The organism is Clostridium sp. OF09-36 (assembly GCF_003481985.1).
GTDB lineage: Bacteria > Bacillota > Clostridia > Lachnospirales > Lachnospiraceae > Brotaphodocola.
Map to the genome: position 1 here is coordinate 70,663 of NZ_QUMD01000007.1, position 17,234 is coordinate 87,896.

A 17,234-nucleotide genomic window follows, 5' to 3' on the forward strand; every position below is an offset into this window, starting at 1 on the left:
GTTCCTCCTTACATCTATGTATGGCCGTCCCGGCAGGGCGCCACACTTCAATTCACCATTATAGCATAGACTTTTTATAATTACCAGTCCTAATTTTGCGATAAAGCCCTCATTTTTCCTACTACATAGGGGTTTACCGGACGGATCTCCATCTCAGGGCGGCCCAGATAATAGCCCTGGAACAAGTCTGCGCCAAGTATCAGCATGGTATGCAGCTCTTCGATCCGCTCCACGCCCTCAGCCAGAACCAGAATATTCCGATCCTTGCAGTAATGGATCAGGTTTGCCGCCAGCTCCTGCTTATCCGGGTTTTCATGGATTCCTTGCACCAGCTCCATGTCCAGCTTTACGATATTCACATCCAGGTTCAGAAGGCTTCCCTCACTGCTATAGCCGGACCCGAAATCGTCTAAAGCGATCATACCGCCGGTGCGGGCAACTGCGCGGGTTTTCAGTTCCATATCGCTGCTGTTGACCTCTTCCCCTTCTGTTACCTCGAGCACGACCCGCTTTAACAGATCCGGGTAGGTCTGGATCAGTTCCTCTAAGCATTCCGTTGACAGCGAGGTATTCGCAATGGAATTAATGAACAGACGGCTTCCAGCCGGAAGCTCCGTATCGTGCTCCCGGAACCACCTCAGTGCACAGACCCATGTCAAACGTTCAAACTGCGGCAGCTTAGCCTGGCGCTTGGCCAATGTCAGCACCTCCTGGATATTTTTCAGGTTCTTACTGTTCGGGCGCATCAGTGCCTCATAACCGAAAACACTTCCGTCACGGCTGAGGATCGGCTGCAGGGCAAACGGGATGTCGCTGCGTTCAAGCAGCTGGTTTAACTCCTCCCTGCCGGAAAGCAGATAGGAATTTTTCTGGTAACTGGAAAGATCGAATTCCTGCAATACGCCTTTGGTGCTGTGCTTTGCCATATACATGGCAAAATCCGCATATCTGGTCAGGGTCTGGAAATCCCTTGCCTGGCGCGGATACCAGGTCACACCTGCAGATGCACGCAGGGGAAGCTCGTAGCCATCCTCCACCTGCAGAGATGCCTTTCTTGCATTTGCAAAAAACGTACGGACCTGTTCCAGAATCTGTGCTTCATTTTCCCCGCACAAAAATGCCATAAACTCGTCGCCGGAATGGCGCTCCACCACTGCACCGGACGCAGCAAGAAGCTTTAGCTGGTCTGCAAACAGGCAGATGTAGCGGTCTCCCATCTCATGGCCATAGGTATCATTGACATACTTTAAGTTATCAAGATCCCACATAACAAGCGCTGCACAGGCCAGCTTGCCACTGTTTAGCAAAGCCTCCGTGTTTCTTCGGAATACTCCGCGGTTGTAAAGCTGGGTCAGCTGGTCATAATCACGCTCGAGTTCCAGCTTTCTCTGTTTTTCTACTTCTTCCGTTACGTCTAACAAGACTCCCGTCTCATTTCCGTTCTCTGCCTTCACGATCTTTAAGCGCAGATAGCGGTCTGACCCGTCACGGCTGATCTGGTAAAGACTGACATCCTCACTTTCCCGCAGTCCAGGCCCGAGAACCTGCATCATCTTTGCAAAGCCCTCAGGCTCCAGGTAAGCATAGTCCTCATCCGTTTCCTGCAGGCCGAGAAGCTCAAACAGGCTGCGGCTGCAAAATACCTTTCTGGTATCCTGCAAGTATTCAAATACACCGATCGGAACCCCGGACGCATCGAGGATTCGGGAAATACGCATGGCAGATTCTGCCACATCTGCGCTCAGATGCTCAATGGCCCGGCTAAGCTCATCCAGCTCACTGATCCAGGTTCTCTGCAGGCGGATGCGGCTTCCACTTTCTGAGGAGCGCAGCTGCCGGATCAGGCGCCGGATCGGCTGGGTAAAGTATTCCCCGTACAGCAATGCAAACAGAATACCAGGGATCAGGGTAAATGCACAGCCCATCAGCAGCCCGTTCATCAGCTTCTGGAAGATGGATTCCATCACACTCTGCCTGCGCAGTACCACGATCAGCCATTCTGTCTGGTTATATGGAGAATCATTTCCGTAGATTGGAAGCTCCATGGAATTTAAATACCAGGCATCCCCGTCCGCATCAAGGAGCTTTTTCATATCCGGCCATTTTGTGTCCGTATAGGAAAGTGTTTCCATGCTTCCAAAGCAGCAGTTATACGCAGAGCCATAGGAAACGACCGGAATCAGCTGGCTTGTGCCTGTTTCCCTTTTTGCGATCAGCTGGATCGTATCTGCATCGCTGTGAAACAGCTCGTTTTTCAAAAGGGAATAAATCTGGCTCTTGCTCATGGTGCCGCCAAGAACACCGACCACGTCACCATCTCCAATCACAAGAGGAATGGAATAGCTGACGCCGTCCGTATCGGACTGGATCACAGGGGAAATCTCCCCAAAGTAACCGTACTGGGCAGCCACCCCAAACGTCTTTGCCCCCTTCGCAATGGTAAACGGATCATAAAACTGATACACACCTGCAGCGTTGCAGGTCATGTCAAAGTCCATCTCCCAGTCTCTGGAAAGCGGGATCTTATAATTATTGGAGATTGATGCCGCACCACGCAGCAACAGCAGGTCCGAATTGTCTGCAGCATAGCTGCTGCTATCTGTATCCATGACAGCAACACCTGCTTTGTGGCCGTTTTTGCTCTGGCTGGATACCGGACCATTTAAGATCACATACACGCTGTTTCCGTAGCTTCTGTGGAGCAGATTCAGAACATCCGGCATGATTCCATTTAAGAGCTGGGAATTCAGCTTCCAGTCTGTCTGGATCGCCTCCGGCTCCATCCCCCGTTCCTTTAGAAGCGCCTGGATTCTTTTCTGGATCGTATCGGAGGAACGGATATCGCTCAGCCAGTGCTGCACCATTTCCCGTTCCAGAAGAAGCTCACTGTTTTGCACGTCCTTCTCTAAGGAGTTGATCTCATTCGTATAAAGACTTTTTGCCACCATGCCATTGGATAGAAAGACCATCATAAACACGGTCTGGACCACCAGGATCAGGCAAAATGGAATGATAAGCCTGGACTTCATGGATCTTGCACTTTTCATGAAATTAACCTCAATCTGTCAGATTTTCAAGCTGGTTCTGCGTATCCTCGTACCACTCTTCAAAGATCTCAGCGGTGTCAAATTGTGCAACCGCATCTTCCAGTGAACTGCCCTCTGCAAGCAGCGCAAGAACCTGCTCACGGTTTGCCTTTGCCAGCTCCGGCATGGTACGGTCGATCACCTTTCTTGCATCATTTGCATGTTCAAACGGTTTTGCCGTGTAAAGCTCATACTGGTGCACCTGTGCAATGGCAGTGTCTAACATAGCTTCCAGCTTTGGATTCAGTTCCTTCCCGTTTTCTTTGAAATAGCCGGTGATCTCTTCCGTATCATTTGCACTTTTTTGACCGGAAGGTAGCCGGATGCCGCAGAAAAGCGGACATTTTGGCTGTCCTGCGTCAGCCATTTTAAAAAGGTAACGGCTGCTTTTTCTGTTTTTTCATCGGAACCAAACATGACCACTCCCGCGCCCTGCTGGACCGCGCAGGCATCTGTTCCTTCAAAATTCGGAAGCGGCAGCATATTGCAGGTGATCTCCTGGGTCGTTCCGTCATCGTAGGTAACCTGCTCCGGTGTGTAGGCAGCTCCGCTGGTAGATCCGACATATGCTATGATTCGGCCTGTTTTTAAGTCATCACTGCGGAATTTTCCCTCCTCCAGATAATAGCCGCGGATATAAGGCTCATAGTAATTGTCCCAGAGACGGCGCATGGTCTCTTTATCGAAATCGGTCTTCATGGTGCCCTGCTCCCCCGCATAAACGGCATGTCTCAGCTGGTGGCTTCCGATCAGCATATAGTTTGCAAAGGAATCGCGGCCGAAAAATGCCTGGCCATCACCGGGCTGTTCTGTTTTTGCATCGGTCCACTCATAATACGCCTTTGCTGTTTTTGCAAGGCCCTCCCAGGTGGAAAGCTCCTCCAGGGATGCACCTGTCTCCTCTGCAAACGGCTCCCATGCTGTCATGTTGACGGTAAGCACCTCCGATGATTTTGCGACAGGAAAGATCATCATGGAATCCTCTCCGCCGAAATCGCCCTCTTCCACATAGCCGGAGACATAGCTGTCATATTCCTCATCGGTCAGAAATGATTTATAATCCACGATCAGGTCTTTTTTGTAAAGGTCATAGGCAGTATCTGCATAAGCTGAGCAAAGATCCGGCAAAGGATCACTTCCGGTTTTTCCATCCATACTTGCATAAACTGCATCCTGAAGCTCTGTCACACTTCCCTTGCTGGTAGTCTCCACGATGATCTTTTCATCTACTCCTACCGTATCATTAAACTCCTGCACCAGCTGGTCGAACTGCTCCTTCTGCTCTCCATTATAATAATTCCACATGGTAATATGTACCGGTCTGTCATCCGGTGCTTCTGCGCGGCTGCATGCAGCCAGTGCGAAAGTACCAGCCAGCAGAACCGGAAGAACAACCGTTCTCTTCATAAAATGATTCACCTGACCCTTTCTTTTCTTTATTGCTCCCGCATTGCCGTTTTCTGGCAAATGGAACAATAACGTTTTCCCACATTTCTATCCATCATACCACAAACCCTTTATTTTTCCAACGATTTCCTGTATACTCATGGTAAAGAATTACAAATTCTCTTGCATTTCTGATAAAGAACGCAAAATTCGACACAGAAGGAGAAATTATGGAAATTGAACGAAAATTTCTGGTCCCGGCTCTGCCGCCGGATTACCAGTCATGGGAAGCCATTCAGATGGAACAGGGCTATTTAAGCACAGCCCCGGTTGTCCGGGTCCGGAAAGAGAATGACGAATACTATCTCACCTACAAATCAAAAGGGCTCCTGGCGCGGGAGGAATACAACCTTCCGCTCACCAGAGAGTCCTATGAGCACCTGCTTTCCAAGGCCGACGGAATCATCATCACAAAAACGCGCTACAAAAAGCCGATCCAGGGCACCAGCCTTACCATCGAGCTGGATGTATTCTCCGGTGCATACGAGGGACTGGTGCTGGCAGAGGTTGAATTTTCCTCGGTCGACGAGGCCAATGCGTTTGTTCCCCCTGCCTGGTTTGGGGAAGATGTCACCCTCTCCAGCAAGTACCAGAATAGCCGTCTGAGCCAGGCAAATAACAATTTAAATGTATGACAAAGGCCGTGTGAGTTGCCTTTCGGCAACTCACACGGCCCTATTAAAATTAATCAAATTATTATTTCTTTGCAATATATTTGCGGATATCGAGGGCGATTGCCACGATGATTACGATACCCTGTACAATGTACTGGTAGTTTGTCTGGATACCAAGGAACTGCATGGAAGATTTCAACAGCTCGAATACCAGAACACCGATGACAACACCGGAGATACGGCCGATACCACCATTAACGGATACACCGCCGATGGTACATGCTGCGATTGCCTCCAGCTCATAGCCCTGACCCATGTTAACGCTGGCACCGCCGGCTTTTGCGCCAAGCAGGAAGCCTGCAATCGCATAAAGGGCTGCAGCAGTTACGTAGATGATGATCTTGGTTTTCTTTACGTTTACGCCGGATACCTCAGCAGCAGCCTCGTTGCCGCCGATCGCATACATGTATTTGCCGTGACGGGTGTAGTTGAATACGAACCACATAACCAGGCCAATCACAAATGCGATGATGAACATGTACGGGATCTGGCCAAACAGTTTCCCGGTTGCGATCGCGGTGTAAGCCTTGCGGTAGCCGCCCAGAGGAGTTGCGTTGGTGTATACCAGGCAGATGCCGTATACAGCCAGCTGCATGCCCAGGGTGCCGATGAAGGCCGGTACATTTAAGTAAGCGATAACGATACCATTGATCAGGCCGAAGATGCAGCAGATCAGGATACATAAAGCCAGAATACCGAATACCGGCATATCGCCTAAATTCGGGAAAAACTTACCGCTGTAGTCTGCGGTCTGAAGTAAGGTACCTGCGACACAGGAAGCAAGACCTACCATACGGCCTGCGGAAAGGTCGGTACCTTTGGTGATCAGACAGCCGCTGACACCAAATGCGATGATAACACGTGCTGCGGTATTTACGGAAATGTTGGATAAGTTGTTCCAGGAGAAGAAATTATCCTTGGTAATGCCGGTGATGAGTACCAGCAGGAGCAGAACAATGATGATACCATTGTCCAGCAGGGTTTTCTTTATATCAATATTTTTTTTATTCATCCTCGTATCCTCCTTAATTGTTTCAATCCACAGTTGGCAGTTTGCAATTCATCACCTATCGTGGATGAGAGAATCCTTGCTACCATTAGTTGAACTGAGTAGCCATACTCATGATGTTTTCCTGAGTTGCTTCCTCATCGGAGACCTCACCGGTCATCTTTCCTGCACACATTACCAGAATCCGGTGTGACATACCGATTAACTCCGGCATCTCAGAGGAAATCATAATGATGGATTTGCCCTGTCTTGTCAGTTCGATCATGATCTGGTAGATCTCGTACTTCGCGCCGACATCGATACCTCTGGTCGGCTCGTCCATGATCAGCACGTCCGGATTGTTGGCCAGCCATCTCGCAATGATAACCTTCTGCTGGTTACCACCGGAAAGAGACTGGATCAGTGTCTTGCTGCTCGGGGTCTTGATACTCAGCTTTGCTACATTTTCCTTAACAAGCGCTTCGATCTTGCCGGTGTCAAGCATCGGTCCGACCTTTAAGTAGTTGTTAAGGGAGGAAATGGATACGTTGTCCGCGATGGAAAGGCATCCAAGGATACCGGTACCACGGCGGTCCTCTGTGATCATTCCGATACCATCTTTGATGGCATCACGCGGTCTGGATACCTGGATCGGTTTTCCGTGGACCAGAACCTCACCGCTCTTAATATGGCGCATACCGAAGATTGCCTCCATCAGCTCCGTTCTCTGGGCTCCGACCAGGCCACCAAAACCAAGGATCTCGCCCTTCTTTAACTGGAAGCTGATATGCTGGAAGGAACGCTCGTGGATGCTGCAGAGGTCCTTCACTTCCAGAACCACTTCATCCTGAATGGTATTCTCCATCGGAGGATAAACGTTGGTGAGCTCACGGCCAACCATCTGGCGGACGATTTCGTCATCGCTGATGTCTTTGACCTCCCAGGTTCCTACATAGGTACCATCACGCATGATGGTAATATCATCGGCGATCTCACGAATCTCAGCCATCTTGTGGGAGATGTAGATCATGGATACGCCTCTGGATTTAAGATCCCGCACGATGCGGAACAGCGCCTCTACCTCGTTATCGGTAAGAGAAGATGTCGGCTCGTCGAGGATCACGACTTTCGCACTCATAGATACTGCTTTTGCGATCTCTACCGACTGCATCTGCGCAATGGAAAGAGATCCCAGTTTCGCCTTCGGATCATAAGGCATTTTTACGTTTTCCAGCCATTTGGCTGCTTCCTCATTCATGGTCTTGTGGTCAATGACCTTGAACGGACCATAGCTTTTTAACGGATAACGGCCCAGATACATATTCTCTGCGATCGTTCTCTCCGGGATCGGCTGCAGCTCCTGGTGAACCATGGCCAGTCCTTTATGTAAAGCGTCATCTGGATTCAGGATCGTCATTTTCTGTCCATCCAGATAAATCTCGCCTTCATCCATTTTATAGATGCCAAATAAACATTTCATCAGGGTAGATTTTCCGGCTCCGTTCTCCCCCATTAACGCATGGACGGTACCGGGACGGACTCTTAAGTTGATGCCGTCGAGGGCTTTTACACCCGGGAAGCTTTTGCAGACTCCCTTCATTTCCAACCTGTACTCTGCCATCCCATTCTCTCCTTTCTGACTCCGTACCGGCTTTTTCAGCCGTTTTCTGCACCGGCCAGCTATCCTAAGCCGCCGTTCGCATTTCTTTAAAAATCGGGTGTGTCAGACGACACACCCGAAAGATGAATCACTGTTAATTACAGGCCAGAGTCTGACTATTTGATGATGTCAAGAATATCTGCTGCGTTGTCCGGGGTAACCTTTACATAGTCAACCATGTTAACCGGATCAACAGACTCGCCGTCTAAGTATTTCACTGCCATGTCAGCTGCGGTCTTAGCCTGGCCGATGTAATCGTTAAATACGGTACCGGTCATCTTGCCATCGGTGATGTTCTGAACTGCCTCGGTCAGAGCGTCAACACCTACCAGATAGATGTCCTCGTTAACTTTTCTGCCTGCTGCATCGATTGCCTGCAGTGCACCAAGTGCCATTGCATCGTTGTTACAGAAAACAACCTCGATCTTGTCGCCGAACTGGGTTAATGCATCCTGAACGATCTGCTGGCCCTTTGCCTGATCCCAGTCGCCTCTCTGGAGCAGAAGCTCTTCAACCTCAACGCCTGCATCGGTCAGAGCCTTGATGGAGTACTCGGTTCTGTACTGGGCATCTACGTTCTCCGGATCACCCTGAACCATGATGTAGCTTACTTTGCCATCGCCGTTGATATCGCCCTTGGTCTCGGTCTCGAGGATTTCCTCGCCCTGGTAAGTACCGGACTGTCTTGCGTCAGCACCTACATAAGTAGCGTTGATACCATCGGAAGCCCATCTCTCTTCCTCTGCGGTATCTGGCTCACGGTTGATGTAAACAACCGGGATTCCAGCGTCTTTACACATATCGGTAACCTGCGGTGCGGAAGAAGACTGAACCAGGTTTAAGATCATAACGTCAACGCCGGAAGCGATGAAGTTCTGGATCTGGTTGGTCTGCTCTGCCTGATCGCCCTTACCATCCTGAACGGTGATGTTCTCTTTCTTGAAGCCAAGGTCCTCGGTTAAGTATCTCTCTAACTCGGTACGGTACAGAGTCATGAAGTTATCATCGAATTTATAAATGGAAATGCCGACTTTCTTGTCTGCGTAATCGCCGCCTGCTACTTCTTTCATTTCTGCTGCAGTGGTCTCTGCTGCTTCGGTAGCTGCCTCAGTTGCTGCCTCGGTAGCTGCTGCGGTGGTCTCTGCCGGTTTGCTGCCGCCGCATGCTGTCATAGACAGAATCATGCAGGATGCCATTGCCATAGCGGTTACTTTCTTTGTTAATCTCATGATGTAAATCCTCCCTTTAAATAAAATTGTCATAGTTTGTAAGTTTTTGTTTACTTTCTCCATCTGACAAGCTCATTATACTGGTGGATTGTGCAATTTTCCATAGGATTTTCTTTTCAGCATTATGGATTTTTTTTGATTCTACAATTTTTTATGGATTTAAGTTGTCTTTTGTGACATGATTCTGCGTGGTCCAGTAGTATTTTCCGTCTGTCAGGCCGATTTTTTCCGAAATTGGTTCACCTAATCCGGCGGATGCCGCAATCGTGAAGATTGCGTCTGCGTAACCGCTTTTATCGGAAGATACCGTCCCCAGCATCTTTCCGCTTTTTACCGCATCCAGTCCCGGGGTCGTTCCATCGATCCCAACCACACGGATGCGGTTGATGCCAGCGCGATCCATTGCATCGATGGCGCCAAGTGCCATGTCATCATTGTTGCTGATGACCAGTTCGATCTTATCCGGATAAGCCAAGAGCCACTGCTCCATCAGCGCAGAGGCCTGCGAGCGTTCCCAGTTTGCAATGCCCCCTGTGATCTTCTCGATCGGAACCCCGCAGTCCTTTAAGGTCTGCACCGACCATTCGGTACGGATCAGGGAATCCTGATGATTGCTCTCTCCCTCTAAAAGCACATAACTGATCACCCCGTCTCCGTTTTTATCGAGCGATGCAGGGTCCTTTGTATACTGGTCTGCAACAATCTGCGCCTCCAGAACTGCAGATTCCTTTGCATCCGCGCCTACATAGTAAAGCTTGTCCCAGCGGTCCATGTCTTCCTCAACCGGCTGCCGGTTAAAAAACACGACCGGAACCTCTGCCGCCATGGCCGGATCGATGATGCCGGAGGAGGTTGTCCGGTCTACCGGATTGACGCAGAGTGCGTCACAGCCCAGGAAAATAAAACGTTCCACCTGTTTATTCTGGGTATACTGGTTTCCCTTCGCATCCTGAATGTCCAGGGTCACCTTAATGCCGGTTTCCTGTTCATACTTTTTTGCCTTCTTTTCCAGTTCCGTGCGGATATTCCCGATGAAGGTATCATCGGCCCGGTACAGGCTGACGCCGATCCGGAGCGCATTTTTCTTTTCCGGTTCCCTGCCCGCCTGACAGCCGGAAAGAAGACCGCAGGCCACAAGCAAACCAAATGCAAGGCGTACAATGCTTCTATTTTGTAATTTCATGCCGGTTTACCTCCTATTCAATGGGATAGAGCATTTTTTCAAATTCCGGGGAACGCAGGTCATCCTTCCGGATGTAATAGCTGTCGAGCACCGTCTCTTCCTCCAGTTTCTGGTTCGATAAGATTTCCACTGCCCGCTTAATGCTTAAATAACCGATACTAAAATCATCCGTCACGCAAAGCCCGCTTATGATGCCGCGGTCTAAGTAGTTCAGGATCTGCGTTGTCGTTCCGCGGCCATAGAGTCCCTCCACATGTTCCTGGTATACACTGCTGTCTTCCAGGATCTGCGCTGTTTCCAAAAGCGCTTCCGGGTCCAGGGCAATGACCAGCGCACGTGAGGTTTCCGGATAGACAAACCCTTCAATCGTCCTCCGGAAGGTATCCCCATCCTGCCGCTCCAGCTGTTTTACCTTATACCCGCCTCCGCACAGGACAGTTTCCACGCCGTCCCTGAAATGCCGTCTGGCTGCAGATTCTTTTTTTGTATAAAACAGATAGACCGGAACCTCTGCCGTATGGCAGGCCATTACCTGCTTTGCCAGTTCTCTTCCCATAGCATCATAATCCGCAGTTACCACAGAAGAAACCTTGTCTCTTGGAAGAGCGGCATTCACAAGCACCAGAGGGATCTGGATCCGCTTTTCCGCCAGAGCCTCCTCCAGCTCACTTTCCGCTTCCGGCATCACAACCAGTGCCTTTGCACCATCCTGCTGTTCTCTGGCCATCCGTTCGATCTGCTGCGCTGGAGTTTCGCCTTCATAGAGCGTGATCATACTTACATCCGCATTCAGCTCGATGGCCGCCCGGTCAGCCCCCTTCTTAAAATTCTGGTAGGCTTCGCCGGTGCTGTCATCCAGGATCACCGACACCGGGTAAATTTCCGTTTTCCGTTCCTTAATGATCAGGTCTGTTGAGGAAAGCAGATACAAAAAGACCAGAATCACGCCAAAGATCACTAACCCCCACGTTTCGCGCTTTCTCATTGTGCCTTCTCCTTTTCCTCTTTCTCCTGGATCTCCCGGTAATCGACCGCCGGCAGATGGATCCGGATCGTAGTTCCCTCATCCGGCTCCGATTCGATAGAAAGTCCATATTCATTTCCAAAATACAGCCGGATCCTCTCATTGACATTTTTCACACCGATCCCGGAGCCACGTTTCGATGATACATGGGCATGCTCTGTCAAAAGGCTTTCCACCTGCTCTTCTGTCATGCCAAGTCCGTTATCCTGAATGGTAAACCACAGTCCATCTTCTTTCTGCACTGCTGTTACCGCAATAATCCCGTCTCCATCCTTAAATTCCATGCCATGATAGATCGCATTCTCCACCAGCGGCTGCAGCATCAGCTTGAGGCTTGCCAGTCCCAGCACCTCCGGGGCGGCATCGATGGTGTAGGTAAATTTGTTCTTAAAGCGCATCTGCTGGATCATTAAATAGTTGCGCACATGCTCCAGCTCATCGCGCACCGTGATAATGCTTTTTCCTTTGCTTAAGCTGATGCGGAAGAACCTGGCAAGCGCCGTCACGACCTTCACCGCTTCGGATTTCTGTTCATTCTCGATCATCCAGACGATAATGTCCAGCGTATTATATAGGAAATGCGGGTTGATCTGGGACTGGAGTGTGTCAAACTCGCTTTTCCGTTTTGACTCATGCTCCGCCACGATATCCTGCATCAGTACCTTGATCTGTTTGGCCATATCGCCGATGGAACGGCCAAGATGCCGGATCTCGTAGGAGCCGCCCTGGTAAACCTCCGCATCGAGGTTTCCTGTTTCCAGAGCATTGACCGATTTTTCCAGTTCCCGGATCGGCACCGTGATACGCGATGAGATCGAGGCATTGATGATCATTAGGATCAAGAGGAACAGGCCGACCAGAAATACCATGAACAGCTTGGTTTTTAAAGTATTCAGATAGCTGTCCTGCTCCGGCGTCACTCCCACCAGCTTCCAGCCGGTATAGCCCACCGACTTGACAGTCACATCCCGGATCCTGCCCTGGTAGGACTCCCGGTAATTTCCATCGCGGTGCCCCACCGCAGCCTGGATGTTTTCTTCCAGCTGTCCGGCATCGATCAGCTGCATCTGCGGGTGATAGATCAGCTGCCCGCCAGAGCTGATCATGTATAGATAACCGTGGTTTCCCATGGTGATGCTGTCTAAAAGCTGCTTTAAACTTCCATAGGTAATATCGATCAGCAAAATTCCCTGTTCCGTGGAAACACCACGGGTCAGCTCCACCGCTCGGGTCAGGGTAATGACCCAGGTATACTGGTTTTCATCATTATCGAAAATATACTGGACATGCGGCATTGTAAAATGCAGGTTTTCCGTCCGCTCCAGCGTATCGGAAAACCATTCCTCCTTTGTCACATCCAGATCTGTTTTGATGCGGGCAGCCGGCACGGTATCCACCAGCTCCCCATCCTTGGAAAAGAGCGCAATGTTCGACACATAGTCGCAGCTGCTGTCGTAAAGCAGGTTCAGCTCGCTGTGGATGCTTTCGTCCGAGAGATCCGCATTTTTGATCACATCATAGTACAGCGAATCCGACAGCTTCATGATGGTGCGCAGGTAAGAATCCACAGAATGATTTACCTGGGCTAACATTGTCTGGTTTTCCTCCTGAATGACAGATGTCATCTGGCTTACCAGACGCCCGTAAAAGGAAATTCCCATCAGGACCAGTGCAGTCAGTGCGCTGATGGTAAAGTAAAGATAAATGATAGAGCGGATGCTGACCCGGCTGAAGCGCTCGGATAATGTCTTTCCTGTCATATTCTATCCCCTTTAGCTGCTTTGTGATCCACGGTATTTGGTCGGCGAGATGCCGAACCGCTTCTTAAACACATAGCTGAAATAGTTCTGCTCCTGATAACCTACCTTCTGTGCGATCACATAGGTCTTATCATCTGTCTCGTTTAAAAGCTCCACTGCTTTTTGCAGACGCACCTCTGTCAGGTACGCAATGTATGTCTGGCCCGTCACCTTGCGGAACATCGTTGAAAAGTAAGCCGGACTCATATGAAGCTCCCGGCAGATCATCTCCACGGAAAGGGATGGGTCCTGATAATGACTCTCGATATAGCGTCTTGCCTCCAGGATCACCTTTTTGGTCGTATTGTCACGCTCTCGGTTTAAGCTTTCATGGATCCGCAGGCAGGCACCCAAAATCCAGGCTTCAAATTTCTCTGGTTTTCCCAGCGCAGCAGGAACGTCCATATACTGCTTTTCCGTGTCGAAAATTTCCTTTGTTGTCAGATCGTACTGCTGCATCAGTCTGGTCACGCAGTTGAATAAGGAAAGCATGTAGAGCTGCTGCTGTCTGGCATGCACCTTGGCATCGTCCATACGCAACATCAGTTTTTTTACGGTTTCCCGGATTTTTTCTTTCGGCCCGAACTTCACCGCCGTGACAAAGTCATTTTCGTCGGTGTTATCAAATTTCAGTTTTCCGCGGCTCACCGGCTCCACGTCGTTGATATAAATGGTATGTCCGGTTCCCACAATGGTCTTATAGCCAAGGGCATCCACCGAGGACTGATAGATCCGGCTGATCTCAGAAAGTTCCTGACAGCTGTGCCCGACTGCGATCGTCACAGTGACATCCAGCACACGCCTGCACTCCTTGCAGATATCGCCGAGACGGTCCAGAAGACCGGTCTGGGAATTGTCCTCATCGATCACCGCGATCAAAGCCATACCTGCTGAGGAGTTAAAAATGGTAAACCGGCAGTAGTCCTTTAAATGGTCCTCTGTGATCTGGCGCACGGAAATAGGCACCAGTTCTTTCTGCAGGGCAGCAGGATGGCCAGAAGCCTCGGTCTCAATATGTAACAACGCTGTGATCCATTTCTTCGCATGCAGGATGTCAACGCTGTATTCCTGAAGCTTTTCTTCGATCATGGCGGTATTCGCACTTCCGCGCACCAGGTCATTTAAGAATACTTCTCTTAAGATTGGAAGACTTCTCTGGTAGCTTTCCCGTAAGATCGCCGCATCCCGGCGCTGGCTGATCTCCTCATCCAGATTCTGCTTTACCCGTCTTAAAATCTCTGAAAGCTCCTCTACATTCACCGGTTTTAAGATATATTCCGTCACATTCAGCTTGATCGCATGCTGTGCATACTCAAAATCGTCAAAGCCAGAGAAGATCAGCACCTTCATGGAAGGGTATTTCTGGCGGATCTTTTCCGTCAGGGTCAGCCCGTCCATAAATGGCATGCGGATGTCCGTCATAACAACCTCCGGCTCCAGCTGCTCGATCCGCTCCAATGCCTCAGCTCCGTTTTCTGCGTCACCGACCACTTCAAATCCCAGACTGCTCCAGTCAATTTTCCGTATGATGCCCTTGCGCACCTCTTCCTCGTCATCTACCAGGATGATCCGATATAAACTCATAGCCTGCTTCTCCTTTAATTCTTCATCCATAGTTTTCATTCTTAATTTCCTGCAGATTCCGGACCAGAAGCCGGTTTTTCTCCGGCATTCCCACGCAGATCCGGTAATAGCCGGATGCCAGACCATCAAAATTGCTGCAGTCCCTAAGAAGGATTTTCCGTTTTAGCACGCCTGCAGCAGCTCCCCCGGATGGTCTTCTTCGATGTAAAACAGGATAAAATTACTGTCAGACTTAAATACCGTAAAGCCAAGCTCCTGTAACTGGCCGCTCAGCCATGCACGTTCTGTCCCGATCAGTATTCTTGCCTGCTTCAGATACTCCTGCTCCTTCAGTGCTGCGATTCCGGCCTCCTGGGCCGGAACTGACACACTCCACGGCTGGCGCTCCTGCCGGATTTTCTGAAACAGTGATCCAGAAGAAGACAACGCGTATCCCAGCCGGAGTCCTGCCATAGCATAGGTCTTTGTGAATGCCCGTAAAATGACCAGCTTCTCGTAATGGCCTGCAAACGGCATCATGCTAAAGTCTTCCGGCTGCTCCAGCAGTTCGCAAAAGCACTCGTCCAGGATCAGCCAGGTCCCGGTCTTTTGGCAGTGATCAGCAAGCTTTTTTACCAGGCTCGCCGGCACAGCATGACCGGTCGGGTTATTGGGATTGCAGAAAAACAATAGACCGGTTTCCGGCGTAATATGATCCAGGGCCGCTTCGATATCCGGCTGGAACCCTTGCTCCTTTTTTAGGGGAAGTGTTTCAATTTCACAGCCTGCTGCCATTAATGCCTGCCGGTATTCTGAAAAAGACGGAGCAAACAGCAAGGCTTTTTTCGGCGCAAGGATCCGCACTGCCTGAAAGATCAGGTCTGCCGCGCCGTTGGCACAGAGGATCCACTCTGCCGGCACATGATGATACCCAGCCAGCGCATTTTTCAATGCTTCACACTCCGGGTCCGGATACCTGGCCCAGCCATCTACCGAATGTTTCAATACTTTCTTAACTCCCTGCGGCATCCCAAGCGGGTTTAAGTTGATGGAAAAATCATGGCTTACCTGATTGCGGTAAACATCCCCACCGTGTCCCGATGCTTTGTATGGCTCCATTACACCAATCCTCCTGTCAGTATCTCAAGCAAAATGATCAGACCGGTTCCGGCAAAAAGTGCCAGCACCGAAGCCAGATACATTAACCGGTTTGCACGCGCAATATCCTCTGGCTCCACCGGGCGGTGTGCGTCCCCGATCGTCGGCTTATGGTTCAGCTTTCCAAAATACCAGGCATCCCCTGCCAGCTGGACTCCCAGTGCTCCGGCACAGGCCGATTCCGACTGGGCTGAGTTCGGGCTTTTATGGTTTCTGCGGTCCCGTCGCCAGATTGCAAATGCTTCTTTTCCGTTCATACCAGGCAGCAGAAATGCTGCCACTGCAAACAAAAATCCGGTCAGCCTGGAAGGGATCCAGTTCAGCAGATCGTCAAGCTTTGCTGCCGCACGCCCAAAATACAGGTACTTTTCATTTTTATAGCCAACCATGGAATCCATGGTATTCACGGCCTTATAAAAAAATCCGCCAACCGGACCGGCAAGGAATAAAAAGCAAAGCGGCGCGATCACGCCGTCGGAAGCATTTTCCGCAACCGTCTCCACAGCTGCCTTCGTCACACCCTCCGCCGTCAGGTTCTGGGTATCCCGCCCAACGATCATGGAAACTGCATAGTGGGCACGCTCTAAATCCCCTGTTTTCAATTCCTTATAGACCTTCATACTTTCCGTTTTCAGTGATCTTGCCGCCAGGATCCACCCGTCTAACAGACACATCATGGCAAACTGAAAATATGGATGGATCAAACCGGCCAGAAGCAGGATCAGTGCCGTGACCACAACCGTCACGCAGGGAACTGTCACAGCAAGCGCTGCCCCGGCAAGGAGCAGGCTTTCCGGCTGATCCGGTACTTTTTTCCGAAGCCTTTTTTCCATACACGAAATCAGCTTTCCGATCCCGCAGACCGGATGCCAGAGCCCGTGTGGATCTCCCACAATAAAATCTAATAAAAAACCGATGCAGGCCGCAGCCGCATATTCCATCCAGAGATGTCCGAGTATCATGTCATTCGTTTCCTTTATTGTTTGTCTATGTGCAGCGGTTTTGCAGCTGCGCTGTTATGTTCAGCCTTACTTGATCCGGGTCGCAATACCGCATTGAACCCGGTATACTTTCTCTGCCCGGGCAGCAAGAAGCTGTCCGGCACGCCCCACGGCCTCCCGGTAGATGCGTTTCTCCCGCTCAATGGGCACAATCCCGCATCCAGCTTCATCCAGTGTGATCACCTCGGGCGGATTTTCGAGAAGCTTACGCGTTAAGGCGTCCGGATCTTCGCCTGCCTCCAGGGCTTTCCGGACCTGAAGATGAAAATCCGGCAGGATCTGGGGCTGCTGCTCCATATTTGGATATGTATCTGCTATGTTCAGACGATGATTCTGTTTGTTCTGTTCCTTTTCTTCCCTGCAGATCTGTTCTGCAAACGCTTTCTTTCCCTGAAAGCTTCCTCCGATCACCAGGATCATATT

Annotated in this window: 15 protein-coding genes; 1 reads left to right on the forward strand and 14 read right to left on the reverse strand. The window is 50.3% G+C overall.

What is annotated here, in order from left to right; genetic code table 11:
- Positions 1-89 precede the first annotated feature (89 nt).
- Genes DXA97_RS07725 through DXA97_RS07735 form a run of 3 tightly spaced genes read right to left on the reverse strand, consistent with a single transcriptional unit; the run spans position 90 to position 4,493 of the window.
- A complete protein-coding gene (locus tag DXA97_RS07725) occupies positions 90-3,047 on the reverse strand; it encodes a bifunctional diguanylate cyclase/phosphodiesterase (RefSeq protein WP_118719253.1) in 2,958 nt (985 codons plus the stop codon).
- Between the two features lie 10 nt (positions 3,048-3,057).
- Complete coding sequence (locus tag DXA97_RS20120; RefSeq protein ID WP_118719255.1) at positions 3,058-3,312, reverse strand: hypothetical protein; 255 nt, start codon at positions 3,310-3,312, stop codon at positions 3,058-3,060.
- A 17-nt stretch (positions 3,313-3,329) separates the two neighbouring features.
- On the reverse strand, positions 3,330-4,493 hold the full coding sequence (locus DXA97_RS07735) for an extracellular solute-binding protein (protein WP_147355549.1): 1,164 nt from the start codon (positions 4,491-4,493) through the stop codon (positions 3,330-3,332).
- 209 nt (positions 4,494-4,702) lie between these two features.
- Here DXA97_RS07735 and DXA97_RS07740 point away from each other — a divergent pair, with 209 nt between their 5' ends.
- Positions 4,703-5,167 (forward strand): CYTH domain-containing protein, encoded by a 465-nt coding sequence (locus tag DXA97_RS07740; RefSeq protein ID WP_118719259.1) that lies wholly within the window; start codon positions 4,703-4,705, stop codon positions 5,165-5,167.
- A 61-nt stretch (positions 5,168-5,228) separates the two neighbouring features.
- Here DXA97_RS07740 and DXA97_RS07745 read toward each other — a convergent pair whose 3' ends face one another.
- From DXA97_RS07745 to DXA97_RS07790, 11 genes are all read right to left on the reverse strand, one after another.
- Positions 5,229-6,218 carry a beta-methylgalactoside transporter gene (locus DXA97_RS07745; RefSeq protein ID WP_118719261.1) on the reverse strand — a complete coding sequence of 330 codons (990 nt, stop codon included), beginning with the start codon at positions 6,216-6,218 and terminating at the stop codon, positions 5,229-5,231.
- Between the two features lie 85 nt (positions 6,219-6,303).
- The gene (locus DXA97_RS07750) at positions 6,304-7,815 is read right to left on the reverse strand and encodes a sugar ABC transporter ATP-binding protein (protein WP_118719263.1); all 1,512 of its coding nucleotides are present in this window, start codon (positions 7,813-7,815) and stop codon (positions 6,304-6,306) included.
- A gap of 155 nt (positions 7,816-7,970) precedes the next feature.
- Entirely contained in the window at positions 7,971-9,083 is a 1,113-nt protein-coding gene (locus tag DXA97_RS07755) for a galactose ABC transporter substrate-binding protein (RefSeq protein WP_118719265.1), read from the reverse strand.
- Between the two features lie 151 nt (positions 9,084-9,234).
- A complete protein-coding gene (locus DXA97_RS07760) occupies positions 9,235-10,266 on the reverse strand; it encodes a galactose ABC transporter substrate-binding protein (RefSeq protein ID WP_118719267.1) in 1,032 nt (343 codons plus the stop codon).
- 13 nt (positions 10,267-10,279) lie between these two features.
- Positions 10,280-11,251 (reverse strand): substrate-binding domain-containing protein, encoded by a 972-nt coding sequence (locus tag DXA97_RS07765; protein WP_118719269.1) that lies wholly within the window; start codon positions 11,249-11,251, stop codon positions 10,280-10,282.
- Positions 11,248-13,050, reverse strand: coding sequence for a sensor histidine kinase (locus DXA97_RS07770; RefSeq protein WP_118719271.1), 1,803 nt, complete (start codon positions 13,048-13,050; stop codon positions 11,248-11,250). Before DXA97_RS07770 ends, DXA97_RS07765 begins: the two co-directional genes overlap by 4 nt.
- A 12-nt stretch (positions 13,051-13,062) precedes the next feature.
- Positions 13,063-14,712, reverse strand: a complete 1,650-nt coding sequence (locus DXA97_RS07775) for a response regulator (protein WP_347561500.1) — start codon at positions 14,710-14,712, stop codon at positions 13,063-13,065.
- Entirely contained in the window at positions 14,696-14,842 is a 147-nt protein-coding gene (locus tag DXA97_RS20125) for a hypothetical protein (protein WP_182436832.1), read from the reverse strand. The genes DXA97_RS07775 and DXA97_RS20125 overlap by 17 nt, the downstream gene beginning before the upstream one ends.
- Positions 14,836-15,771: a histidinol-phosphate transaminase gene (locus DXA97_RS07780; RefSeq protein WP_118719273.1), complete on the reverse strand. Its 936-nt coding sequence runs from the start codon at positions 15,769-15,771 to the stop codon at positions 14,836-14,838. Before DXA97_RS07780 ends, DXA97_RS20125 begins: the two co-directional genes overlap by 7 nt.
- Positions 15,771-16,772, reverse strand: a complete 1,002-nt coding sequence (cbiB, locus tag DXA97_RS07785; RefSeq protein ID WP_243107587.1) for an adenosylcobinamide-phosphate synthase CbiB — start codon at positions 16,770-16,772, stop codon at positions 15,771-15,773. The genes DXA97_RS07780 and cbiB overlap by 1 nt, the downstream gene beginning before the upstream one ends.
- A gap of 66 nt (positions 16,773-16,838) precedes the next feature.
- Complete coding sequence (locus DXA97_RS07790; RefSeq protein ID WP_118719275.1) at positions 16,839-17,231, reverse strand: bifunctional adenosylcobinamide kinase/adenosylcobinamide-phosphate guanylyltransferase; 393 nt, start codon at positions 17,229-17,231, stop codon at positions 16,839-16,841.
- Between the last annotated feature and the right edge of the window lie 3 nt (positions 17,232-17,234).